A 24,140-nucleotide genomic window follows, 5' to 3' on the forward strand; every position below is an offset into this window, starting at 1 on the left:
TTCACCACCTTGCGGTCAAACTAAGACCATGGCAAGTAAACAGATCCGTGATGAGATAATGCGGATGACCATCGTTGTCAACTCAGACAAAGGACAACAGGAAATCTATAATCTTAAGAAAGCGAATGATGCATTGGCTTCCAGCACCGCTGACTTGGAAAAGAAGAAGGCGGCGCTGGGAAGGCGAAACAAAGCCAACTCGGATGAGTTTGATAAGTTGACCCAAGAGATCAAGCAAAACAACGCCTCCATCGATGCCAATAAGGATAAGATGGAGAAGCTTCGTGGCGAATTGGATCTGACCCAGATGACCATGGGGCAATTGCGGAAAGAAGCCGAACTGCTCAAACGTCAACTAAAGGAAGTAATACCAGGCACCGAACCTGCCAAGCAACTACAGGCAGAGTTGGATAAGGTGAATGCTCGAATGGGTATTGTGAAGAAGGGAGCTGAAGATTCGGCACTTTCCTTCAAGAATCTATCGGAGCGCTTCAATCACTATTCGGGGATGATGACAGCTTTCGTGGCTATCCTTGTAGGTTTTGGCGTTTCCGTTCAAGCTATTATCGACCGTAATAACAAGATGGCCGATGCCATGTCCGGCATTGAGAAGACCACGGGTATGGCACGCAAGGAAGTGGAAGAGCTCACACGGTCTTTCTCTGACTTTGATACCAGGACCAGCAAACTAGATCTCATGAAGATTGCGGAAGTAGGCGGACGTCTAGGTATAGCAAAAGCTGATATTGCAGATTTTACACGTGAGGTGGATAAAGCATATGTGGCGTTAGGAGACAGTTGGTCTGGTGGAGTTGATGCATTAGCTGATTCATTAGGTAAGATTGCCAGTCTCTATAGTGAGACGAGAGATTTACCGATTGCAGATTCTATCAACATGATTGGTTCTGCGCTTAATGAGTTGGCTGCGCAAGGGTCAAGTAGTGAACAGAATATTGCTGATTTTGTTACGAGGCTTGGTTCTTTGCCTACTGCCTCTAAACCTGCCCTTAATACATTGTTAGGATTCGGTTCTGCATTTGAAGAATTTGGAATCAATAGTGAAATAGCATCTTCTGGATTTGGTAAGTTTATTCGTGTGGCTTCGAACAATGCTGAAGGTTTTGCAAAAGTAATGCGCAGACCGGTGCAAGAAGTTAAAGATTTAATTAATACAGATCCTGCGGAATTCTTCCTTCAATTCTCTGACGGTCTTAAAGGTCTTGAAGGTACTGATCTTCAAAATGTACTTGATAAATTGAAATTATCTGATAATGAAGTACAGCGTGTAATTGGTGCTGCAACTGCTAATACAGATCGCTTTAGAGATAGTGTTGAAATAGCTAACCAAGCAGTAGAGGAAGGTACTTCACTTCAAAATGAGTTCAATAAAGTAAATAACAACACGGCAGCAATCTATGAAAAAATTCAAAAGAGAATTGGAGATGTTTTCGTAAGTAAAACTATCGCGGATTTCATTAATACTTCTGTTACACTTTTCGGGCAGTTCATCGGCGTTGTAGAAGATGCAAACGGTGCTATAACTAAATATAGAAACTTTCTTTTGGTTCTTGTCAAGATTGTAGCTATTACAACAGCGACATTCATAGGAATGAATGTTGTGACGGGCGTTTACAACGGTTTGATGAAAACAGCAATAGAGAGGGTGCTGGGACTGACGGTCGTAGAAAAAGCCAGACAAATAGTTACAGGATTAGGAAATGGCATTAATACACTTTATACAGCTGGTTTAGCATTGATGGGATATGCCTATGCTAAAGTAGCAAAAGATACTGCACAAGCTACATTTGCTCTGAGAGGGTTTTCTGCAGCTTTAACTGCTAATCCAATAGGAGCAGTAGTAACATTAGTATTTTTAGCGGCGTCTGCATATTATTTATTAAGTGATTCTGTAGATGAAAGTGCTGATTCGCTTGAAAACCAAGCAAAGCAAATGAGCTTCACAGGCGAGGTTTCTAAACGTGTGATGGATGAGCAGGCAAAATCGGTAGGAGACTTTAAAAGCAAAATAGATCCCCTGATTATGGTTTTGAAAGATGAGCATTCCAGTCTTCAAGATCGTAAGAATGCTTATAATGAATTAATTAAAATTTCACCATCGTTTCAAGGCACATTGGATGCGGAATTTCGTGCTACTTCCCGTCTTGACGCTATTTATAGTTCTTTGGTTAATAAAATTAAGGATGCAGCTAAAGCTAGAGCTTTACAAGGCATGTTAGATGAACAATATGAAAAGAGAGAAAAAATCCAAGGTTCTGCGGATTTAGCAAACGAAGCCAAAGATAAACAAAGTCCTAGCACAGATGTTACTATTCCAGGAAGTACCATAAAACTTAAAAATAGCTACACTCAAGATCCTGGTAGTGCGGGAAAAATTGAGCTTATAAGTAAAATAGCAGAAGACGCCAATAAAAAATTGGAAGAGGTAGATGGTAATATTAATTCTTTATCAAAGAAAATAGCTGATTTAACAGTTAAGAATTCTGATTATGACACTTCTGATCCAGATGATGAAAAGGCGGCAAAGAAATTAGAAAAAGAACGTTTAGCGGCGGAGCGTAAAGCTCAGATTTTAGCAGAGCGACATCAAAAAGAAATGGACCGTTTGAAAGCCGACGGAGAAAAAGCCGCAGAATTGGCGCGCCAAATCGAACTTGATACGACGGATGCCATTGTAGAAGCTATGGATGAAGGTTTTGAGAAAGAAATGTCTCAATTATTTATTCAAGAAGAGCGTAAAAAAGCTGAGTTGGATAAAAAGAAAATTGGCAAGTCAGAATTTGATATTCTTCAGAGAAAAATTGATGCGGCCAAAGGCGAGGATAAGGCTCTTTTCGAAGCTTTGAAGCAATCTTGGACTTCCAACAACCAAGCGTTGGAAGATGAGAAAGAAGCACAGGCTCAAGTCTTTGCAATGAAGCGAAAAACTATTACTGCTAAATATCAAAATGAAGATTTAAAAACTCAGGAAGATGATTTTCAGGAAAAATTAAAAAGACTTAAGCGATTACAAAATGAAGAATTAGGCACTTACGAAAACCTTGAGCAATTAAAAGAAGGTCTCAAAGGTCGGGTTTCCGATAAAGAACTTAAAGAAATCAAAACGTGGGAAGAGGGTAAGAAGAAACTTGGTAAAGTTTATCAGCAGCAGGAATTGGAGATGCTTACAACTCATCTTCAAGAGATGGTCTCAATGTATGAAGGTCTGGACATGTCTATTCTTTCAGAAAAACAGAAAAAAGAGGTTACAAAACGACTTGAGGAAGTTCGAGATAAAGTTGCCGAGGTTGCATCCAAAAAGCAAGATCTTGCCAATGGTGATGATGATAAAGGTAAAAAATTAGGTAAATCCAAGAAAAAAGGAAAAACGGACATCTTAGGAATGTCCACTGATGACTGGAAAGATTTTTATGATAATATAAAAAACGGCGAGAACGTTATCGAAAGTCTAACAGCGGCGGTTGGTCTTTTGCAAAATGCATTCGGTCAATATTATGCCTTGGTTCAAGCTAAGGAGCAAGCAAAGATCGTACAAGTTGAACGCGGAGCTAGGATTGAAGAAACTAGATTAAAAGCAAAATTAGACAGAGGTCAAATAAATCAAGAACAATATGATGCTGCTATTCAAAAGTTAAATGAGGAGACTGATAGAAAAAAAGCAACATTGGAATATGAAGCAGCAAAACGACAAAGAAAAGTCCAAATTGGACAGGCAATTGTTAGTACGGCAATGGCAGTTCTTAACGCATTAAACACACAGCCTTTCTTTCCATTAGGGTTGGCCATGGGTGCAGTTGCGACTGCGGCGGGAGCTCTGCAATTAGCAACCATTATGGCTACACCACTTCCAGAAGCACCAGGTTACGAGCAAGGTTTTGGTATGGAGTACGATATGAGAAGAGAGCAGGATGGTAAAAAATTCCGAGTTCAGAGAAAACCGCTTAAATCTGGCGAAGTTTACCGACCTACGCATTTTATTGCTGGTGAAAAAGGTACTGAGCTGGTTATAGACTCGCCAACATATAGTCGTTTTCGTCCGGAAGTGAAAAACATCCTTAGAAACGAGATCGCATCATCACGAGGTTTCGAAGGTGGTTATTATCCATATTTGGAAAACAACAGCGTGTCAAATTCTGGAAGTACAAGCCCGTCAGTCTCAACACCGGACAATTCAACAATGACTGGAGTTATCGAAAGAAATACCGAGGCTTTGAACAAAGTCGCAGGAACGAAATTCCGCGCTTATCTGGTGAAGGATATGGACACTGCAAAAGATATAATCGACGTGACAGAAGAATATAACAGCTATAAAAACTCAGCAAGAAAATGATAGAAAGCACACCAAAAACGGAAAAAATCAGCAATAATTTTGAAATTTTGAATTTTTGTCTGGATGATAATTTTTTATCATTCTATAATTCAGAAGCAATTTTCGTCAACGTGATTTACAAGGTCGAAAAACTGGGAGAAATTTACGATTTCGAATCACAGTTTGCGCTTAAATCAGGAAATTTCAAATATAATCCAGGAGAGGACATTCAAGCATATGCGGTTTTGACAGACGAGCAAATCGATAGTTTTTTCAATAATCTAGAGTTGGATATCGCACCGGTGAAAGTTGATTTCAAAATCCAATTTCTGGATGGTTCTTACAACGTTTTGGAAGAATTTGAAATCAAGGATTTGCTTTTTCATGCTGGATACAAATCTTGCATTCCTGCAGATGGCTCCATTATCGAAAGGAGCTTGAATTTCAATTCGATTTTGCCTTTTGCATATTTTTATCCGACTCAGAACATAGCGTTTGATTTCAAAGGAAAAGAGGTCGTTTTTGACAAGCAAAAAGAAAGCGCACCAAACAACATCTATCAATTGTTGTTTTCGCAAAATGCGGGTCAAAACTTAATTCCAAGAGCGTTTTCGGATGGTTTTTCAGATGGTTTCAATTCGAAGGAAAATACATATCCGGAGGCGTTCTATAATTATGAGGAAGCTTACATTCATCATATTAGATCGTCTTATGACGTGAAGGCAATAAACTATCCTTTGTCGATGGATTCGTATAATATTATGTGGATAAATGAAAGCAATATCTTCCAATGCCTGTCATTTTCCGGAAAGAAAAATAAATCAATCAAACTGACTAATTTTTTCAATGAATATGCAAAGAATTTCCGCGAAAGAAAAGCTGGAAGTTTGAAAAATACATCTTTGAAACTGAATCTTGGGTGGTCACTTTTTTCTGAAATTCCACTTTTGAAAGATCTTTCCACTTCCAAAATCGCTTGGATTTTTGAAAACGATATTAATGAAAAAATAGAAATGTATTGCACTTCCGAAGAATTGACGATAGAAGACAGTTACATGGAGTTGACCGAAGATTACACCTTAGAATTTGAACTTGATGAAAAATAGCAGTATTTTTTTTACCGAAATATCCGGAAAATACGTTTTGCCGGTGCCAAGAACCGGATTTACAATCAATGACGAGAACAGCGAGTTTTCCGAAGATATTCTTGTAGAATGGACTTATCCTTACAATATCTATCAAACTGATTTGATCAAAAGAATTTTCCCAGATTATCTAAATCCCAATGCGAAAAAAAGAAAGGAGGACAAAGGGTATATCAATGTTGACGGAGTGGTTTCGCCTTGCATCATTAAGTTTCTTGGTGGTCAGCTGAAGGAGTTGAAAGTTCAGTTTGAATTTGGCGTTGGAGTTTTGGGAATTATGGACAAAAACCTTTCTGAGATTGATTTTGGAACTTTAGAAACAGACGGTCTGTATGATCACATCGACGCCAATATTGGGAAAATATATCCGGAGATTGATATTTGCTTTCCGAGAATTATAAATAGTAAGTATTTTGAAGGTTTTTTAAATGAAAATGATCTTTATGGTGGTAGATTTATATTCAATGATAGTAATATTTACGATGGTGAATCTGCGAATCGAATTCTACGAAATGAATTCGCGGAAAAAGGACAAGTTATCTTTAATCAGATAAAACCTATTCCTTATCTGCTTTTTATTATCAAAAGAGCATTTTTGAATGAAGATTTGATTGTTAAAGGAGATATTTTGGAAGATGAATATGTTCAGCAAATATGCGTTGATCAAAATAATATTGCAGATTCAAAATCAAATTATGACTCAAAAAAAATGCCTTTGAAAAACAACGGTGTTGATATCATTAATTATGAAAAGAAAGAAGAGTTTGAAATTATAGGAAGATATGTTTTGTCTGCCGAAATTTTTAATATTGTACCTGATGAAGCTGAAGTGAAAATTGAACTATTTGATAAAACAAATAACGTGTTACTATTCAATTTTTACCGCAAAGGTAAAGAGTATGTTGGCGAGACAGCTCCTGAAAGCACAATCGTAACATATAATACTGAAACCTTTGAAAGTCCAATAATTGTAGAATATAAAGTATGGTTTAACAATGTAACTTATTATATCAATGATCCAGGCAATACTTATGATGTTTATTTGAATCCTGTTGGGAAGTCTTTTTTTCAACTTCCTGTTAACCTAGAATTAAATAAATATATGCCGGAGGCTACATTCAAGGAGATTTTCAACATGGTTTTAAAATTGAGAAATTACGTAGTGACAATTACGTCGAAGAATGAAGTTTTCATTAATTACAATCTCAATGAACCACCAACGGATTATTTGAATTTGGAATTTAGCGAGCAGATAAATCCCGAAATCCTTGCTAATGACCGCTCAGATTTTGTTCTTACTTATTCCGCTCCTGAGGAATTAGGATTTTCCGATTATTTGGTCAAAAACAAGACTTTGGAAGAAGTACAAAAAGGCGATTTTCCAAAAGCGTCGCTTATTGAATTGAATGCTTATCCTCTAAAGAATTTAACTGGAATCGGTTATGTAGGAAATTTGAAATTGGAAGAACCGGAATCGGAGGTCAAAGGAATTGCGCTATTTAGATATTCAGGATTACAAGATTTTGGCTATAATAATGGAATTTCGATAGAAAATATGATGCAAAGTGTTTATGACCGAATTGATAATTACATTGAAAATCGTTTGAATTGCGACCTTATGAAATGGTCTTTTTTGACCAAACGAAGATTGTCTAATCTAAATTCACAGATGCCAATCTATGCCTATGGCTGTTTCCATAAGGTCAAAACCATCATCAAGACTTTTTATGAAGACAATCTCACAAAGTATGATATTGAGACCGAAAACCGTTACTAATAGGTAACGGTTTCAAGTCCTTCCATTTCTTCACCTTCGACCAGATGCGTGTAAATCAAAGTATTGCTGATATTTGAGTGGCCAAGTAGTTTTTTGAGACCAATAACATCTTTTGTATTTCTGTAGTAAGTTGTCGCGAAAGTATGCCGGCCAACATGCATGGTTAGCTTTTTACTTATTTTGCAACGCTCTGCAATTATTTTTAGATGCGCATTTATTTTCTGCTCCACTATTTTCACTTTGAAAAGATCTGGATTGTGAAGCAAAAGTTTTTTTCCATCTTCATTCAATCTCATTGATTGGAAATTACCCGTTTTTTGATGGTTGAATTGAAAAACGCCGTGCAAAATTTCCTCTCTTTTTCTTTGTTGAATATCGGAAATTCTTAATCCTGTGTAGCAACTGAAGAGAAAGTAACCGAGTGGAAGTTTATGAGATTCCTGGATGAATTCATTATAATAATAGTTGATCAGTTTTTTTACTTCATCCGGCATCAGATAAACTCTTCCTTGCTTTGCAAATCTGATCTTCAAATCTTCCATTTCAATTCCGATTCTAATGCCTTTTTTAACTGCCAGGTTTAGAAATTTCTTCATACATTTTACATCAGAAAAATAAGTCACTTCGCTATTCTTATTGTATTTTTTTCGATATCCCAAAAAGAAATTTTCATCAATTTTATGAAACGGAATTTCTGACTTGTACTCAGATAATTTTTTCAGAACAGAATTATGGTTTTTCAAAGTCTGCTTCGAATAGCTTTGGAGACTTAGATGATGGCGATAAAAGGAAATGAAATCGAAATCCGGAGAACTAGTTTGGAATTCTTCAATCATTGTTTCAGCGTCTAAAAATTGCTCTCTTAGAATGAACGTAGTTTTAATTTGAACCAGCTTTGCTTCTATATTTTCCAAGACCAAGTTGTATGCATTTGATATTTCTTGGATATGCTTATCTGAAGATTTTTTTAGTCGTTGTTTTTTCGGGTCCCAAAGTGATGGATTTATTTTTATTTCAATCGGATATCTGATTCTTTTTTTTGAATCACGAACGTCCAGATAAATTAAGCATTTTCCTTCCTTGTCTTGATAAGTTCTAAGGCTAAATCTGTATGATGTTGTCACAAAAATTTTTTTTGTGTCAAACCTTGTGTCAAAAATTGAGTTTCTCTGTAAAAGCATTGTTGTTGATATTTGTATAAATATTGACAACAATTGGCTGTATATCGCCTATGGGAAAAGAAAAAAGGGAAAAACATACTTTCCACTGAATTCAGTCTATTGTAATGTTTTTCCCTTGAGAGTACCCAGTGCCGGAATCGAACCGGCACATCTTTCGATACTAGAGTTTGAGTCTAGCGCGTCTACCAATTCCGCCAACTGGGCTGATGTTTGTTTTAAATTGGTGTGCAAATATAGAAATATTTTTCAGTCGATAAAAATGATTTTCAAATTAATTGCTATTTATTTTTTAACGAACTGTAAATCAAATTATATTTTTTTCTAAAATTCAATTTCCAACCCGTCATAAGCGAGATGAACGTTATCCGGAAGCTCATTTTCCACTTCATCGTGGAAGCCCAAGTGATGACTGATGTGGATCAAGTAGGTTTTTTTCGGTTTAAGTTCCTCAACCAGATCCAAAACTTCTGGTAAAATAAAATGCGAATGATGAGGTTCTGTTTTTCTGAGGCAATTGATGATAAAGAAATCCAGGTTTTTCAACTTCTCTTTTTCCTTGTCATTGATTTTGTTGGCATCGGTGACATAGGCCAGATTCTTAAATTTAAACCCAAGAATATTAATTTCGGAATGAATGATGTCAATCGGCTGAACTGCCACTTCATCAAATAATTTGAAATCAGCCTCAATTTCAAATAAATCAAAACTTGGCGCGCCTGGATATTTTTGATCTGAGAAAGCATAAGGAAAACGTTCTTTGATTTCTATCCCAACCCGAGAATTGCAATAGATCGGCATCGAAGCTTTATTTTTAAAAATCAAAGGTCGCAAATCATCCAACCCAATAATATGGTCATTATGCTCGTGTGTGATCAGAACAGCATCTATCTGCTCCTCGCCATTGGTCAACATTTGTTGGCGAAAATCGGGTCCACAGTCAATTAATATTTTCTTTCCAGAGTCAGAAGTTACCAATGCGGAGGTACGCAATCGCTTGTCTTTGATGTTGTTGGAGAGACAAACCGGATGATGGCTGCCGATGACTGGAATGCCTTGTGAAGTTCCGGTTCCTAAAAATTTTAAAAGCATTTTTATTTTTGCTGTTATTTTGGTAAATTTACAAAATAAATCTAATTCTTCGTGATAAAGCCAAAACTTACCCCTAAGCAGAAAGCATTAGCCATCAATTTAGATTCATCCATCTACGGTACTTTTGCGGAGATAGGAGCGGGTCAAGAAACTGTGAGACATTTTTTCCGAGCTGGTGGTGCTTCTCAAACGATTGCAAAAGCAATGTCTGCTTATGATAAGGACTTTAGTGATGCCATCTACGGCACAGAAAACAAAAACAGGTACGTAACGCAAAACCGTCTCCGTAAAATGTTGCGCTACGAAATGGCGCTCATAGAAGAGAGGATCCCGAGAGAGAAAAATCCGGGGAAAAAGTTCTTTTCCTACGCCAATACCGTTACTACAATTAATTTTGATAAAACTTCCAAAGGCCATGGCTGGGTCGGCATCAGATACCAGAATGCTGAGCAGGAAGAATACAATGAGATCGTGATCCACGTCAAATTCAAGGAGATCAATCCGACTTTGCAACAGGAAACTTTGGGAAGTCTGGGGGTAAACTTGATTTACGGCGCTTATTTTTATATTGATAATCCAAGAGTTCTAGTAGAATCTTTGTATGATGACCTATCGTTGGATCGTTTGGAAATTGATATGATCGACTTCAGCGGACCCGCTTTCCAATATGTGGACAACCGTTTGATGAGTCTTCAATTGGTAAAATTGGGAATGACGGACGCAGTGATCTTCAACTCTCAAGGAAACAATATGTTGCCGGCAGATATTCTCTACAAGAAAAATATTTTCGCGGTGAGAGGAAGTTTCCGTCCCGTGACGCGTGTGAACATTGATATGTTTGAGCACGGTTTGCAAATGTTCAGTCAGGATAATGCCTGCGACCGCGAGAATACGCAGATTCTTTTCGAAATTACGATTTCAAATCTCCGGGCTTCCGGTGATATTGACGAGCGGGATTTCCTTGACAGAGTCGATATTTTGGGGACTTTAGGTTACACGGTGATGATTTCCAATTTCTCCGAATATTACAGAATGGTGGATTATTTCTCATCGTTTACCAATCAACATATTGGCGTTGCAATGGGCGTTAACAACCTTTTGGACGTTTTCGATGAGGAATATTACAAGAATCTCCCAGGCGGAATTTTGGAAGCCTTTGGCAAGTTCTTCAAAAAGGATATGCGCGTTTATCTGTATCCTTACAAAGATCCAGAAAATGGCGAATTGCTGACTTCTGAAAACCTGAAGGTTCACGACAATTTGAAAGAATTATACAAATATTTCAAGCTCAACAAGAGAATTGTGGACATCGACGACTACAATCCGAAATTCTTGGAAATCTACTCTAGAGAGATTTTGAAGAAGATCATCTCCCAAGATCTGGGCTGGGAAGAGGAATTACCAAAAGGCGTGGCAGAAATGATAAAAGAACGAGGAATGTTCGGATATAAAGAATTAACTTTCGACGGATTAAAATAAAACAATGGTAGAGCTAAAAAAACGACTTTCAATTATCTTGGAAAGTCCACAAGATACAAATGTCAAACTTCTGAAGATCTGCCAAGTTTTGGATAGAGAAATCCCATATTACAACTGGACAGGCTTTTATTTCAAAAACGGCGACAAGGATGAATTGGCTTTGGGACCTTACGTTGGTGCGGTTACAGATCACATTATCATTCCATTTGGAAAGGGAATTTGCGGTCAGGTAGCGGTTTCCGGTGAGACTTTCGTGGTGCCAGATGTTAAGGCTCAGGATAATTATTTGTCTTGTTCAATTGACACAAAAGCAGAGATTGTGGTTCCAATTTTCAAAGACGGCGAAAACATCGGTCAAATCGATATCGACAGTCATTCCATCGACCCTTTCACAAAAGATGACGAGGAAATGCTGAAGTGGCTTTGCGATGAGGTTGCGAAGATTTTGTAGAATATTAAAATCAGAATTACAGATATAAAGTCGTAAATTTATTTTGCGACTTTTTTTACAATTTAATTTTGCTAATTAATTTCCTCCAACAGCTTTCGATAATATTCCCCACACTTAGCCAAGTGAGATCCATACCACGAAAAAGCCTCGCCATCCACAATCATAATTTTCTGATCAACACAAACATCCTGAATTTCCGCAATATGTTTTTCTTTAAAAGGAAAAGGCTCTGACGAAAGGAAAATAAAATCCGCTTCTTTCAAATCCTTCAATCGAACTTCGGGATAACGTTTTTGGTCTTTAAACAAATTTTCAAATCCCAATTCTTCCAAGATCCTCGATATAAAAGTGTCGCCACCAACCGTCATATAAGGATCTTTCCAAATCAAATAAGCGACTTTCAATTTGTTTTCAGGCTTCGGAATATCAAAAGATTCGTAAGTTTTCAGATTGTAAAATTGCGCTTTTTCTTCCTTCCCAAATAAATGTCCAAGTTGTTTGATCAAATAATAATTGTCTTCCAAAGTCTCCACATTCGTTACCAAAACTTTGAAGTCTTTCATCAATTCTTCAACCTGTTCTTTCACATTTTCTTCCTTGTTGGCAATGATAAGGTCGGGTTTTAAAGCTTTGATTTTATCAATATTAAGGTTCTTCGTTCCGCCAATGATCTCAACATCTGTGACTTGCTCTTTCGGATGAATGCAGAATTTTGTCCTTCCAATTATTTCATTAGAAGTCAAACCCAAATCAAACAAGGTTTCCGTAATCGATGGAACTAGTGAAACTACTTTCATTAATATGAAAATCTAATTTGTAAAACGCTTCGACTCCGCTCAGTGTGACAATATTATTACTTTTAAAGATGTCAGTCTGAGGCTCTCGAAGACATATTAACAAAAAACTCTCTCAAAAATAAACATTTCTGAGAGAGTTTTATAAATTTAAAACTAATCAATTTTCTCCCTTTAGAGTAGGGGAAAGAAAATTTAACTAATCTTCTTTTTTAGTGGTTTTCTTAGCAACTGGTTTTTTAGCTGGCTTTTCTTCAGTAGCTTCTGCTTTTTCAGTTTTCTTAGCAGGCACTTTTTTAGCCACTGGTTTTTTCTCAGTTGCTTCTTCAGTTCCTTTTGCCTCTTCTGCTTTTTCTTCAGCTGGAGCTTCCGGTTTTACAAAACTTTCTGGTGTGATGTAACCTGCTTTGTGCAAAAGGTTGTACCATTGCGCCAATTTCTTGATGTCAGATTCGTAAACTCTTTCCAAATCGTAGTTTGGAAGAGATGCAGACATAAATTCTCTTAGCTCGTCGCCAGAAGATTTGTGGCTGATGGTCGCTTTATAATCGTAGTTTTTTGCAACATTTTCAAAAACTTCGAACAAAGGAACCTCTTTGTCAAATGTAAACATTGCAATATTATCCAAAAGGCTCACTTGGCTGGAGTTGGAGATGCTTGTTTTCTTTTTGGTAGAGATATCCTCAACGATAAATCCGTTCTTAAGTTGAGAAACCAATTTGAAAAGTCCCGGTTTTCCGGAGATTGAAATAATTTTTTCTAACTGCATTTTAGTATGTTTTCTTTAATCTATTTTAACTTAGTTGATAGTTGTCTGTTAATGGTTGATTGATTCGAATTGAGAAAACTTCCATCTTCCCGCATCCAATTTCCATCTTTACTTCGGAAACCTCATTTTGTAATTCACGCTCACGTCGCCGTTTGCAATTTTTTGAAGTTTTCCTTTTACGATTTTTTTCTTCAAAGCGCTCAAGTGATCTGTAAAAAGAATTCCTTCGATATGGTCGTACTCGTGCTGGATTACTCTCGCTCTGATGTCCTGAAAAGTATCGGTATGTTTAACGAAATTTTCGTCGTAATATTCTATTTTGATGGTCGATTTGCGCTTCACGTCCTCACGAACTTCCGGAATGCTGAGACAACCTTCGTTGAATTTCCATTCCTCGCCAGACTCTTCCAAGATTTTTGCATTGATGAACACTTTTTTGAAGTCTTTCAATTCGTCCGCAATATCTTCATAATCCTCGTCATCCGCAAGAGGCGAAACATCGATGATGAAAAGACGGATGTCCAAACCGATCTGAGGCGCCGCCAAACCAATTCCGTTGGCACCGTTCATCGTATCGAACATATTTTCGATAAGTGTTTTCAGCTCAGGATAATCTTTGTTGATTTCCTGTGCTTTTTTTCTCAAAACAGAGTCGCCAAAGGCTCTAATTGGTAAAATCATCTTTTTTGTTCTAAAAAATTCTGCAATATGATTGTTGCACTTACTTTGTCGATCAATCCTTTTTCCTGTCTTTGTTTCTTGTTTTTTCCGCTTTGGCTAATGAAAAACGAAGCCATTTTGGAAGTGAAACGCTCATCGAGACGATTGATCTTTTTATCCGGAAATTCCTTTTCGAAGCCTGAAATGAATTTCTGGATCTCAGTTTCGATATCGGACATATTGCCTTTCAAATCTATGGGAAGTCCTATCACGATTTCATCTACTTGGTTCTCGGAAAAATATTTTTTCAGAAAATCCATCAGCTTTGGTGTTTCCACCGTCGTCAGTCCGCTTGCAATGATTTGCATATCGTCTGTCACTGCTATTCCAGTTCTTGCTTTTCCGTAGTCAATCGACAGGATTTGTCCCATAAGTTGGCAAATTTACAAAAATTTTCAGCTTACGGAAATGAGATTGATACAGATTGTAAAATCTTTGGCACAAAATCAGTTGCGCTGTATCTTGAGGCGCTTCGATACTTCTTATTTTTGATGAGATTAAGAAAGATTTTTTTTATATTTAATGATTATAACACTTGGATAGATGAAAAAAATGTTTACTACAGTTTTACTTTTGGCAGGCTTGTTTTCCTTCGCACAAAATGGAAGTTTTGACGAACGGATGGAATACGGCAACAATCAGTTAGATTCCAAAAACTACAAAGAAGCTGTCACCGTTTTCGAAAAGATTTTGACGGAAGATCCCAAAAATGTAAGAGCGTTGAACAATGCCGGAAGAGCTTATTTCAATAGTAAAAACTTCGAAAAGGCAAAGGAGAAATTCCGATTGGCCGCGTTGTACGCATCGCCGGATGACAAGGAGGATTTGGCTTTGTATTATTCCAATCTCTCTGCAAGTTACACTTATCTTAATGATGACGAGAAAGCTTATCAATACGCAATCAAAGCATATCTGATGGACGAAGATTCTGAGCAAAATCTTTGGAACGCCGCATCCAATGCCCAGAATTTTCAGAAGTGTGAAGAAGCCATTAAGCTAATGGACAAAGCGAAGATTGATAAGAAAAATCATTTTAATTCGCTGTATGGTCGTTGCTACAAAAATCTTGGCGATTACGAAAAGAGCATCAAAAGTTTTACCACGTTTTTTGATAATTATGTTGCAGAAGACGATTTCGTGATGTTTGATATTGATGAAGAAAAATATGTTTATCTAGGTGCTCAAATTGCTTTGATGATTAAAAATCTTAAAAACGACGAAAATGTCCAGTACAAGGAAAGCACTCTGAAACTCATCAATGAAATTTCTAAATCAGGAAAACGATATGCAATCTTTGAAAAGTTGTTTGATAATGATTTGGTTTGGGAAGATAAGGAAAGTGCCAAGCCAATCCTGAAAGAGATTTATAAAAACATCGACAAACCGACTTTGTCTGAGAATATCTATCTTTATTACTATCTTCAAGATTACAAAAAGACGTTGGAGCTTACGAACAAATTTCTGCAAGGCAATCTGGATTCCGAGGAATTGATGCACGGAAGATTTTATGACTATTTGGCTTCTTATCAACTTCTTCTGCAAGATTTAAAAAAGAATAACAAGGTGGATGACGCAGAAGTGAATGCTGTTGTCACAAAATACAAAAGTGTATTTTCGGAACATAAAGATTACAATCGCCCAGACCTCGAAAACAAAAAAGAACTGCAATTGCCGATTTTGAAAACGTTGACAATCGCAAAAAAGTATTTTGAATCTGCCGAAGAGCAAAAGAAAGTTGCGCCGATATTAATCAAAATCTTAAATAACACACCTCACACAAAATTCAAAAAAGAATTGAATGAATTCCTGTCAAAAGGCGTTCTGGAAAATTAAAAAACAAATAAATTATGGAAAACAACATTAATGAAAATCAAACAAAATCCGAAGAGATTAAAATCAAAAAGAACACACTTTATATCGGTTTAGGCGTTTTGGCTCTAATCATTGCTGTGATTCTCTTCTTCGTTTTCAAAAAGAAAAATGACCCGGAAACAATCGCTGGAACTGCGAAAAAAGATTCCACAACGCTCGTAAAAGATTCCGCGAAACTCACGACAGATTCTGCTAAAACGCCTGTCAATTATGATGAATACGGCGAAGAAGGTGCACCATTCAGCGAGTATCGAGTTATTGCCAACTCCCTGGCTTTACCATCTGGAAAACTGAATTTCGGCGACAAAGTTTACGTGGATGATTCGCGCTCCAACGATTCAAGAAAAGTAGTTTTTCTCGATAATCCTTACACCAACAAAAATGCGACGACTTATGAGTTTGACGGCAGTTCGTTCATCAGCGATTATCAGTTTGATGAGTACAAAAAGAATTTTTCTCTGGCGCCATTTTCCGGTTTGGCATCTGGCGTCAAGAAGATCTTGCTGGAGGACAATTACAGCAACGGAAACAAATATACGATCACTCAAAACGCTGACCGCGCAAAATCATCAGTGGCTTTCGGCGATTATGATGGCGACGGACTCAAAGATGTCGCGGTGATTCTGGATAATAACGACAAGCAAATCAGCAGAATCCTAATCATCTGCACCAACAGCGCAACCAAATTGCCATACACCGCGTTCTCCGAAAATTATACAGACAAAATGCGAATCAACAGTTTCCGAAAAGGCGCATCTGTGATTATGAATTCCGACGGATTGGTTTCTTCGCCACAAGACGGAATCATCGGAAATGCAGAGGATTTGAAGATTGCAATCATCTATGATTCAAGTTTGCAAAAATTCAAAACTTACTATCAGGAATAATTTGACATCAATTTGAAAAATAAAAATTCATCAAAGTTAAACCCACTGAAAACGGGAATAACTTTGATGAATTTTTTTTATTAATGAATCGAAAAATTTGGATTTCAAATCTACTTCTTCATCTCCTCAACCAAAACCTCGATTTTCGCAATATATTTTCCATAGAAATGTTTGAACCACCAATTTCCGGCAAAGTAGAGCACAAATAAGCCAAACAAAATAGAAAGCAGGAATTTGAAAGCCAAAAGTCCGTCCGTATATTCGTGACTGTAAGGAATAGACTCAGTTACAATGATGATTTCGCAAACAAAAAATGGAACAAAACTCAGATAGAAAGACAAATAATATTGCTTGTTCAGCGCAAATTGATGCATCAAATCTTTTAGCGAATCTAAAGTTCCCAATGTCGGATTGCTGATTTCTTTGTACAATTTAAAAAACTTGCTAAAGAAAAAACCTGTTACCAGCGCCATAGAAGCTACCAAAACTTCAATGTAAAGTTTGAATCTGAAAGGAATCGGGAAAAACCAAATTACAATCAAGATAATTGGCATCAAAACAACCGTTGACCAAAATTCGTGACGCATATTTCTTCGAATCCGTTCCAAGGGATGATGCATCTGTCGCTGTTTTTCTGGCGAAATCTCCGGCGTTTCGGAAACATCTTCCTTATTCCAAAGTGATTTAAGATTATCGAGTTCCATATTTTTGATAGTTGATAGTTGATAGTTGATAGTTGATAGTTCGTGCTGTCTTGAGAATATTTGTCAGGCTGAGGCGAAGTTTATCCTGAGCTTGACGAAGGGAAGCCCACTATAAGATTAATTCCTTCAGTTTCTCCTTCGCTCTGTTCAGTTTCACCCGCGCATTTCCCTCCGAGATTCCCATTTGTTCCGCCATTTCCTTCCCCGAAAAATCTTCAAGATAATAAAAAATCAAGGCTTTGTCAATCGGATTTAGTTTTTGGATGGCTTCGTACATTTGCTTCAGTTTCAGCTCATCTTCCAGATTATAATCTTCCTCTTTGATTCTATAAACCGAAACATCATCGTTTTGGATAAAACTCCGTCGCTTTTCCGATTTCAAGAAAATAATCGCCGTATTCAATGCAATTCTGTAAAGCCAGGTTGAGAATTCAGACTTCCCTTCGAAGCTCGAAAAAGACTTCCAAACCTGATAAACAATCTCCTGAAAGAGGTCATTTTGGTCATCACGGTTGTCCATATACATTTTGGAGATTTTGAAAATAATCCCTTTATGTTTATCGATTTTCTCTAAAAATTCTTTCTCAGAATCCATTCTTGCTTTAACTCTATTCGGTTAGTAGAAATAAAAATTATTTGTTACAAAAAAAGTGGAAGACACAAAAAAGCAAAAGAATCAAATGCTCAAACACTCAAACCCATCAACACTCAAACCCAATTTGGGCGCCTTTATCCGCCTTCCGTTCCCGCTTTTTTTTGCCAAAGCTTATCCAGCCACAAAAAAGGATTTCCACTCCTTTAGATTTGCAATAATAAAATATGATTGGAAAATATTAAATTTAGAAAAGAGAAAAGCATTTAATTAAACTTTGCTCCGCTCCGGGAAAAACCCATGGCTTGATTTAGAATTAAATGCTCTTTCTTTCATTGAGATTCAAATAGAAATTAGGGATCTAAGCCCATTATTAAGGAGTTGAATTGAATGAAAGTTTCTCTTTCCTTTTGTTTAATTGGTAAATTCAAAATTATGAAAAAAACGGCAATCGGCATTGATATCAGTGCAAAGACACTTGACATTTGTGTGAAAAGTGAGTGTGGGGAAGCTTTTTTTGTGATAGGAAACGACGTTTCTTCGATCAAGAAGTTTTTAAGACCCTTTAGAAAAAATATACAGGAAATTGTATTGGGCATGGAAAACACGGGCCGCTACAACTGGAATCTGTATGAAGTTCTGGAAGATTTTCAAGGGACGGTCTTTGTAATCAATCCGCTTCATTTGAGCAAAAGTCTTGGCTTGCAGAGAGGCAAGAATGACAAGGTGGATGCAAAAAGGATCGCAGAATTCATTTTTTCCTTAAGAACCAGTGCGAGATGAAACCTTGGGAAGCGAGCCCTGCTTCATTGAAAAAATTGAAGGTTTTGCTATCCGAGCGTCGATCCAAAATAAAGCTTCGAACTGCATTACTGCAACAGAACAAGAATTACGCTAATTTAAAGTCGATAGGCCTGGATAGGAAATTAATAAAAATGAACAAGGAGGAAATCGCCCTTCTTTCGCATCATATAGAATCTTTGGAAAAGGAAATGGATCTGGTCATCAAATCGGATGGGGAACTAAGTGAAAAGAGTGCCTTGATGCAGAGTATTCCGGGAGTCGGTCGCGTTCTTACGTGGATGTTTTTAGCGAAGACAGAAAACTTCAGAAACATTACCACAGCACGGAAAATGGCCTGTTATTCGGGAGTTGTCCCATTTGACCATCAGTCAGGCAGTTCGATACGGTTTAGGCCACGAGTATCGATGTTCAGCGATAGATCTCTGAAAAGTGTTCTACATCTTGCCTCGATGAGTGTGATACGGTCTGAGAATGACTTGCGGAGCTATTACTTGAGAAAAGTGTCTGAAGGAAAGAATAAGATGTTGGTTTTGAACAATATACGCAACAAAATCATTCACCGTATTTTTGCAGTGGTGAACTCCGGCAGAAATTACGAGAAAAACTACCAAAATAATTTGGTTTGTCCATAGAAATCAAGTCGGGCTGCGAATGATGCGGCGCAAAAAAATCTTTGTCAAGGTTCAAAACCTTGACAAGGATAAAATCACATCAAGAATTATCAATAGGGGCGGGCTTTAGTCTGTTTACGAAAGGGTTTTCAAATCAGGCTTTAGCCAAAACATACAAAATCAGAATTATGAATGTAAAATTCAAATTTATTTTAGGTGCAATTCTTTTTTCAGAGCTCCTGTCTGCACAAAGACAAATGGAATATCTGAAACGGGGAATCGTTGCCATACCTTCAGATTCAGGTATTTTTGTAAGTTGGCGTTTGCTTGGCACAGAAGCTCAGAATACTCATTTTGATTTGTACCGAACTGAAAATAATTCAACCAGAAAGCTGAACGAAAAACCACTTTCAAACGAAACCAATTTTTTAGATAAAACCGCAGACAAGGCAAAAAACTACACCTATTTCGTCAAATCAAATACTCAGGACAAATCGGTTGATATTGATTCTGCAAACTATGTAGCGAATCAAAAACCATATTTTTCAATTCCTCTAAAAACGCCTGCAGGTTATACGCCAAACGATGCTTCAGTAGCCGATTTGGATGGAGACGGTGAATATGAAATCATCCTTCATCAAACCGGAAGGTCGAAAGACAACAGCCAGAAAGGAGAAACCGACCCGCCCATTATTCAGGCTTACAAGATGGATGGAAAGCTTTTGTGGGAAATCAATTTAGGCAAAAACATCAGAGAGGGAGCGCATTATACACAATTTTTAGTCTACGATTTAGACCAGGACGGAAAAGCGGAAATCGTGATGAAGACAGCCGATGGAAGCAGAGATGGCAAAGGAAAATTCATTGGCGACCCGACAAAAAATTACGTCAACGAAAACGGAATGATTCTCTCAGGGCCAGAATTTATGACTGTTTTTGATGGAGAAACCGGAGCAGAAATTCACACCGTGAATTATGAAGTTCCAAGATTTGCCGGCAGTTTAAATCCAACCGACGAAGAAATGACCGAAACCTGGGGCGATGCGAAAGGAAATAGAATCGACAGATTTTTAGGAGCAGTTGCTTATCTGGACGGCAAAACACCGAGCATCATTATGTCGAGAGGTTATTACACCAGAACGGCGATTGCGGCCTGGGATTATAAAGATAAAAAACTCAGGTTACGCTGGCTTTTTGATACCGAAAGTTCGGAAGAAAATAAAAAATACCGCGGACAGGGAAATCATAATCTCAGCATTGCAGATGTCGATAACGACGGAAAAGACGAAATTGTTTTCGGTGCAATGACCGTTGATGACGACGGAAAAGTGTTGAACAGCACAGGTTTCGGACACGGCGATGCTTTGCACGTTGGAGATTTAGACCCATCGAATCCCGGACTGGAAATTTTTGATATTCAGGAGAGATTTGATGATGCCGGAGCACATTTCAGAGATGGGAAAACAGGAAAAGTTTTATGGAAATTACCATCAACTGTTTACAGTGAATCAAGTAAATTTCAGGGCCCGGGACGGGGTTTGTCTTTGAATATTGACCCACGTTATGAAGGTTCGGAATTCTGGGCTGCAGGAGCTGGACTGAAAGGGGTCTATAACACGAAAGGAAAAAAAATCAGCAACAAAAATCCACCAGCGAATATGGGAATCTATTGGGATGGGGATTTTTTAAGCGAAATTTTGGATGGAACAAACGTATCAAAATGGGACTGGAAAAAAGAAAAATCCAATCTGATTTTTGATGCCAAAAATTTCCAGTGTGAATCGAATAACGGGACGAAGAAAAATCCGGCCTTGGTGGCTGATTTATTCGGAGACTGGCGTGAAGAGGTGATATACAGAACGGCCGATAATCAAGAACTGAGAATTTTTTCTACGACCATTCCAACAAAACACAGATTGTACACTTTGATGCATAATCCGCAATATAGATTGAGTATAGTGTGGCAAAATGTTGGGTACAATCAGCCTCCGCATACCGATTATTATCTGGATGAATCAATTAAAGAAATGCCAAAACCGAATGTTGAAACAGTAAAACCTTAGAATAAAATTAATAAAACAATAAATTAAAATATATGAAGAGATCATTAATCAAAAATGGATTTTTCGCCTTGATCATCGGAGCTTTGTCCTCTTGTTCAACTCAAAAATCAAGCTCTGCAAGCACAGTTGAGCTGCCCAACAAAAAAGAAGTTTTGGAAGTTTCAAGAAGGGCAAATCAATACTTTATGAACAAGTGGCCGGATACTAAAAAAGAGATTGTCGGCAAAAAGGTTTGGCCGAGCAATCTTTGGACTAGAGCGGTTTATTATGAAGGTTTGATGGCATTACATTCTGTAGATCCCCAAAAAGAATATTACGACTATGCGATGTCTTGGGCAAACAATCACAACTGGAATTTGCAGCGCGGAACCTATACCCGAAATGCCGATCACCAAGCTTGCGGCCAAACGTATCTTGACCTTTACGAAATCGATGGAAGAAAACATCCTGAGAGAATTAAAAATGTAAAAGCAGCGATGGACAGTATGATTGCTACCTCCAAAGTTGATGACTGGTGGTGGATTGACGCGCTTCAAATGTCGATGCCGATTTTTACGAAGTTGGGAAGAATCACAGGTGAGCAAAAATATTTTGATAAAAATTATGAAATGTATGCCTATACAAAGTATAAGCACGGTGGAAATGGTCTTTATAATCAAGAAGATAAAATCTGGTGGAGAGATAAAGATTTCGTACCGCCTTACAAAGAACCCAATGGGGAAGACTGCTACTGGAGCCGAGGAAACGGTTGGGTAGTCGCCGCGTTGGCAAAAACCCTGCATGATACTCCGAAAACTGATGCTCATTATCAGGAATATTTGCAAGATTATAAAGATTTGTTAGCAGCATTGCTTCCTATTCAAAGAGAGGATGGCTTCTGGAATGTAAGTTTGCATGATCCAACGAATTTTGGCGGAAAAGAAACTACCGGAACTGCACTTTTCGTTTACGGAATGGCGTATGGCGTCAATAATAATCTAATTGACAGAGATATTTATCTTCCGGTTCTTGTTAAAGCATGGAATGCTATGGTGAAAGATTCTGTCCAACCGAACGGATTTTTAGGCTGGGTACAGGGAACAGGGAAAGAGCCGAAAGATGGACAGCCGTTAGCAGTAGATAAAATCCCTGATTTTGAAGATTACGGTTTGGGTTGTTTCCTTCTTGCAGGCAGTGAGGTTTATAAATTGGAATAATACACGCTTTTTGAAATTACAGAAGACTTAACTATGAAAATTGTTAAGTCTTTTTTGTTGTTTCAAATTCTTAATAATTCAACATAACAGTTACTCAGACTTACTTTCGGGGAAATTAACAAAATTAAAATTGTTTGAAAATAAAGATAACAGTCATCAGAATAGCAAGTTGAAAAAAATGTTTGATAAATTATAAAAAATCATATTTTTCAGAACGTTATGCATGACACTACAAGATGCGCAATCGATTACATGTTGTTAATTTTCAATTTCTAGCAATACAACAATTATGAATGCATTATTAGGAGTTTTATTCCATTTCTTAGGCGGTTTTTCATCTGGCAGTTTTTATTTGCCTTATAAAAAAGTGAAAGGTTGGCAATGGGAAACATTTTGGTTGATCGGAGGAACTTTTTCTTGGATCATCGTCCCACCACTGGCCGCATTTCTTACGATTCCAGGATTTTGGGATATCATCAAAAATGAAAGCTCATCTATTTTAGGATTGACTTTTCTTTTTGGTGCACTTTGGGGAATTGGTGGTTTTATGTATGGTTTGGGCGTTCGTTATCTTGGTGTAGCTCTAGGAAGCAGTATTATGCTGGGTTTGACCATGGTTATCGGTTCGCTTGTTCCTTCCATCTTTTATGAATTTTCGCCAGAAGAAGGTAAAGATAATATTGGTTTATTAATGAGCAACAGTTGGGGGCAGTTTGTTTTGCTTGGACTTTTTGTTTGCGTCATCGGAATTACAATTAGCGGAAAAGCTGGCGTGATGAAGGATAAGGAACTTCAAACCAATTCTGTTGATCCTCACGGAATGGAAGTGAAAACTGAATATAAATTTGGTTTAGGATTAACAGTTGCAATCATTTCCGGGATTTTGAGTGCTTGTTTCAATTTTGGATTGGAAGCCGGAAAACCGATGGCGATGGTCGCGAATGAGGCTTGGAAAATTGCAAATCCAAATCAAGGAGAATTTCTTTTTCAGAATAATGTGACCTACATTGTGGTTCTCTGGGGTGGTATGGCTTCCAACCTGATTGGTTGTTTGTATTTGGCTTTTAAAAATAAATCATACACCGATTACACGAAGAAAGATGTTCCTGTCGTAAAAAATATCATCTTTTGTGCGATGGCTGGAACGATGTGGTTTCTACAATTCTTCTTCTACGGAATGGGAGAAAGTAAAATGGGAAATGGACCGAGTTCGTGGATTTTGCATATGGCATTTATCATTTTAATTGCCAATTTGTGGGGTGTAATCATTAAAGAATGGAAGGGCGTTTCCAAAAAAACTATTACGACAATTTCTGTAGGAATGCTTATTATGTTCGTTTCGATTTTAATAGTTGGTTACGGTAATTCTTTGCGATAATATAATTTTTTCAATCTTAAATATTTAGGGCAATGATTTTTATCAGTTGCCCTTTTTTATGAGGGTGAAATGGTTTGTTTTTTTTGAATTTTAATCACATACTTTTCCTTTGTTTTTAACAAGTAGTTAAATTTTCATAAGTAAAAATCACTATTGTTTTTTAAAGATTAATTTATAATTAAGGTATTATTTCCTACGAATATTTAAAGAAAGATCAAAATAAATATTTATTTCATAATGCAGGATATTGCAGGATGCTAAACTTTTTGTAAGGGTGTAACATTGTGATAATAAATTTAAC

At 37.3% G+C, this 24,140-nt stretch carries 21 protein-coding genes and 1 tRNA gene; 13 read left to right on the top strand and 9 right to left on the bottom strand.

All coding sequences use genetic code 11. From position 1 onward, the window contains the following. Positions 1–28: 28 nt before the first annotated feature. Genes IO90_RS08370 through IO90_RS08380 form a run of 3 tightly spaced genes read left to right on the top strand, consistent with a single transcriptional unit; the run spans position 29 to position 7,249 of the window. Positions 29–4,348 carry a phage tail tape measure protein gene (locus tag IO90_RS08370; RefSeq protein ID WP_034965719.1) on the top strand — a complete coding sequence of 1,440 codons (4,320 nt, stop codon included), beginning with the start codon at positions 29–31 and terminating at the stop codon, positions 4,346–4,348. After that, positions 4,345–5,433, top strand: a complete 1,089-nt coding sequence (locus IO90_RS08375; protein WP_034965720.1) for a hypothetical protein — start codon at positions 4,345–4,347, stop codon at positions 5,431–5,433. Before IO90_RS08370 ends, IO90_RS08375 begins: the two co-directional genes overlap by 4 nt. Next, entirely contained in the window at positions 5,423–7,249 is a 1,827-nt protein-coding gene (locus IO90_RS08380; protein ID WP_034965721.1) for a hypothetical protein, read from the top strand. Before IO90_RS08375 ends, IO90_RS08380 begins: the two co-directional genes overlap by 11 nt. On the opposite strand, the gene IO90_RS08385 is transcribed toward IO90_RS08380, so the two are convergent. The 3 genes from IO90_RS08385 to IO90_RS08395 all read right to left on the bottom strand — a co-directional run bounded on the left by IO90_RS08385 (position 7,246) and on the right by IO90_RS08395 (position 9,519). Then, positions 7,246–8,373 (bottom strand): site-specific integrase, encoded by a 1,128-nt coding sequence (locus IO90_RS08385; protein WP_165570258.1) that lies wholly within the window; start codon positions 8,371–8,373, stop codon positions 7,246–7,248. The genes IO90_RS08380 and IO90_RS08385 overlap by 4 nt on opposite strands. A 179-nt stretch (positions 8,374–8,552) precedes the next feature. Further along, positions 8,553–8,634, bottom strand: a tRNA-Leu gene (locus IO90_RS08390). A gap of 117 nt (positions 8,635–8,751) precedes the next feature. Next, positions 8,752–9,519, bottom strand: coding sequence for an MBL fold metallo-hydrolase (locus IO90_RS08395; RefSeq protein ID WP_034965722.1), 768 nt, complete (start codon positions 9,517–9,519; stop codon positions 8,752–8,754). Between the two features lie 54 nt (positions 9,520–9,573). On the opposite strand from IO90_RS08395, the gene IO90_RS08400 reads away from it, so the two are divergent. Both IO90_RS08400 and IO90_RS08405 read left to right on the top strand, forming a co-directional pair. Then, positions 9,574–10,998: a hypothetical protein gene (locus IO90_RS08400; RefSeq protein ID WP_034968756.1), complete on the top strand. Its 1,425-nt coding sequence runs from the start codon at positions 9,574–9,576 to the stop codon at positions 10,996–10,998. 4 nt (positions 10,999–11,002) lie between these two features. Continuing rightward, a complete protein-coding gene (locus IO90_RS08405) occupies positions 11,003–11,449 on the top strand; it encodes a GAF domain-containing protein (RefSeq protein ID WP_034965723.1) in 447 nt (148 codons plus the stop codon). A gap of 71 nt (positions 11,450–11,520) precedes the next feature. On the opposite strand, the gene IO90_RS08410 is transcribed toward IO90_RS08405, so the two are convergent. From IO90_RS08410 to ruvX, 4 genes are all read right to left on the bottom strand, one after another. Then, entirely contained in the window at positions 11,521–12,246 is a 726-nt protein-coding gene (locus IO90_RS08410; protein ID WP_034965724.1) for an ABC transporter substrate-binding protein, read from the bottom strand. Positions 12,247–12,442: 196 nt separating this feature from the next. Then, positions 12,443–13,012: a DUF5606 domain-containing protein gene (locus tag IO90_RS08415; protein ID WP_034965725.1), complete on the bottom strand. Its 570-nt coding sequence runs from the start codon at positions 13,010–13,012 to the stop codon at positions 12,443–12,445. A gap of 108 nt (positions 13,013–13,120) precedes the next feature. Further along, a complete protein-coding gene (def, locus tag IO90_RS08420; protein WP_034965726.1) occupies positions 13,121–13,693 on the bottom strand; it encodes a peptide deformylase in 573 nt (190 codons plus the stop codon). Beyond that, positions 13,690–14,103, bottom strand: coding sequence for a Holliday junction resolvase RuvX (ruvX, locus tag IO90_RS08425; RefSeq protein ID WP_034965727.1), 414 nt, complete (start codon positions 14,101–14,103; stop codon positions 13,690–13,692). The genes def and ruvX overlap by 4 nt, the downstream gene beginning before the upstream one ends. A gap of 181 nt (positions 14,104–14,284) precedes the next feature. On the opposite strand from ruvX, the gene IO90_RS08430 reads away from it, so the two are divergent. After that, positions 14,285–15,565 (top strand): tetratricopeptide repeat protein, encoded by a 1,281-nt coding sequence (locus tag IO90_RS08430; protein WP_165570259.1) that lies wholly within the window; start codon positions 14,285–14,287, stop codon positions 15,563–15,565. A 14-nt stretch (positions 15,566–15,579) separates the two neighbouring features. Beyond that, entirely contained in the window at positions 15,580–16,491 is a 912-nt protein-coding gene (locus IO90_RS08435; protein WP_051878442.1) for a hypothetical protein, read from the top strand. A gap of 110 nt (positions 16,492–16,601) precedes the next feature. Here the strand turns inward: IO90_RS08435 and IO90_RS08440 are convergent, their stop codons facing one another. Then, positions 16,602–17,195 (bottom strand): hypothetical protein, encoded by a 594-nt coding sequence (locus tag IO90_RS08440; RefSeq protein WP_034965729.1) that lies wholly within the window; start codon positions 17,193–17,195, stop codon positions 16,602–16,604. A 109-nt stretch (positions 17,196–17,304) separates the two neighbouring features. Continuing rightward, positions 17,305–17,790 carry an RNA polymerase sigma factor gene (locus IO90_RS08445; RefSeq protein ID WP_034965730.1) on the bottom strand — a complete coding sequence of 162 codons (486 nt, stop codon included), beginning with the start codon at positions 17,788–17,790 and terminating at the stop codon, positions 17,305–17,307. A gap of 55 nt (positions 17,791–17,845) precedes the next feature. Here IO90_RS08445 and IO90_RS08450 point away from each other — a divergent pair, with 55 nt between their 5' ends. The 6 genes from IO90_RS08450 (at position 17,846) to rhaT (ending at position 23,839) form a co-directional block, all read left to right on the top strand. After that, positions 17,846–18,061: a hypothetical protein gene (locus IO90_RS08450; protein WP_034965731.1), complete on the top strand. Its 216-nt coding sequence runs from the start codon at positions 17,846–17,848 to the stop codon at positions 18,059–18,061. Between the two features lie 161 nt (positions 18,062–18,222). After that, on the top strand, positions 18,223–18,570 hold the full coding sequence (locus IO90_RS08455; RefSeq protein WP_165570260.1) for an IS110 family transposase: 348 nt from the start codon (positions 18,223–18,225) through the stop codon (positions 18,568–18,570). Positions 18,571–18,722: 152 nt separating this feature from the next. Further along, a complete protein-coding gene (locus IO90_RS08460) occupies positions 18,723–19,223 on the top strand; it encodes a transposase (RefSeq protein WP_165570261.1) in 501 nt (166 codons plus the stop codon). A 167-nt stretch (positions 19,224–19,390) separates the two neighbouring features. Continuing rightward, entirely contained in the window at positions 19,391–21,265 is a 1,875-nt protein-coding gene (locus tag IO90_RS08465) for a rhamnogalacturonan lyase (protein WP_034965733.1), read from the top strand. Between the two features lie 32 nt (positions 21,266–21,297). Further along, positions 21,298–22,461: a glycoside hydrolase family 88 protein gene (locus IO90_RS08470; RefSeq protein ID WP_034965734.1), complete on the top strand. Its 1,164-nt coding sequence runs from the start codon at positions 21,298–21,300 to the stop codon at positions 22,459–22,461. Between the two features lie 289 nt (positions 22,462–22,750). After that, the gene (gene rhaT / locus IO90_RS08475; protein WP_034965735.1) at positions 22,751–23,839 is read left to right on the top strand and encodes an L-rhamnose/proton symporter RhaT; all 1,089 of its coding nucleotides are present in this window, start codon (positions 22,751–22,753) and stop codon (positions 23,837–23,839) included. Positions 23,840–24,140 lie beyond the last annotated feature (301 nt).

Origin of the sequence: Chryseobacterium sp. FH1 (assembly GCF_000735135.1) — a bacterium.
Lineage (GTDB): Bacteria > Bacteroidota > Bacteroidia > Flavobacteriales > Weeksellaceae > Epilithonimonas.

Bases quoted from the DNA above. Each gene is read 5' to 3' on its own strand.
- IO90_RS08370 (WP_034965719.1), top strand. From the start codon at position 29: ATGGCAAGTAAACAGATCCGTGATGAGATAATGCGGATGACCATCGTT.
- IO90_RS08375 (WP_034965720.1), top strand. From the start codon at position 4,345: ATGATAGAAAGCACACCAAAAACGGAAAAAATCAGCAATAATTTTGAA.
- IO90_RS08380 (WP_034965721.1), top strand. From the start codon at position 5,423: ATGAAAAATAGCAGTATTTTTTTTACCGAAATATCCGGAAAATACGTT.
- IO90_RS08395 (WP_034965722.1), bottom strand. From the start codon at position 9,519: ATGCTTTTAAAATTTTTAGGAACCGGAACTTCACAAGGCATTCCAGTC.
- IO90_RS08405 (WP_034965723.1), top strand. From the start codon at position 11,003: ATGGTAGAGCTAAAAAAACGACTTTCAATTATCTTGGAAAGTCCACAA.
- IO90_RS08410 (WP_034965724.1), bottom strand. From the start codon at position 12,246: ATGAAAGTAGTTTCACTAGTTCCATCGATTACGGAAACCTTGTTTGAT.
- IO90_RS08415 (WP_034965725.1), bottom strand. From the start codon at position 13,012: ATGCAGTTAGAAAAAATTATTTCAATCTCCGGAAAACCGGGACTTTTC.
- def (WP_034965726.1), bottom strand. From the start codon at position 13,693: ATGATTTTACCAATTAGAGCCTTTGGCGACTCTGTTTTGAGAAAAAAA.
- ruvX (WP_034965727.1), bottom strand. From the start codon at position 14,103: ATGGGACAAATCCTGTCGATTGACTACGGAAAAGCAAGAACTGGAATA.
- IO90_RS08430 (WP_165570259.1), top strand. From the start codon at position 14,285: ATGTTTACTACAGTTTTACTTTTGGCAGGCTTGTTTTCCTTCGCACAA.
- IO90_RS08435 (WP_051878442.1), top strand. From the start codon at position 15,580: ATGGAAAACAACATTAATGAAAATCAAACAAAATCCGAAGAGATTAAA.
- IO90_RS08440 (WP_034965729.1), bottom strand. From the start codon at position 17,195: ATGGAACTCGATAATCTTAAATCACTTTGGAATAAGGAAGATGTTTCC.
- IO90_RS08445 (WP_034965730.1), bottom strand. From the start codon at position 17,790: ATGGATTCTGAGAAAGAATTTTTAGAGAAAATCGATAAACATAAAGGG.
- IO90_RS08455 (WP_165570260.1), top strand. From the start codon at position 18,223: ATGAAAAAAACGGCAATCGGCATTGATATCAGTGCAAAGACACTTGAC.
- IO90_RS08460 (WP_165570261.1), top strand. From the start codon at position 18,723: ATGAACAAGGAGGAAATCGCCCTTCTTTCGCATCATATAGAATCTTTG.
- IO90_RS08465 (WP_034965733.1), top strand. From the start codon at position 19,391: ATGAATGTAAAATTCAAATTTATTTTAGGTGCAATTCTTTTTTCAGAG.
- IO90_RS08470 (WP_034965734.1), top strand. From the start codon at position 21,298: ATGAAGAGATCATTAATCAAAAATGGATTTTTCGCCTTGATCATCGGA.
- rhaT (WP_034965735.1), top strand. From the start codon at position 22,751: ATGAATGCATTATTAGGAGTTTTATTCCATTTCTTAGGCGGTTTTTCA.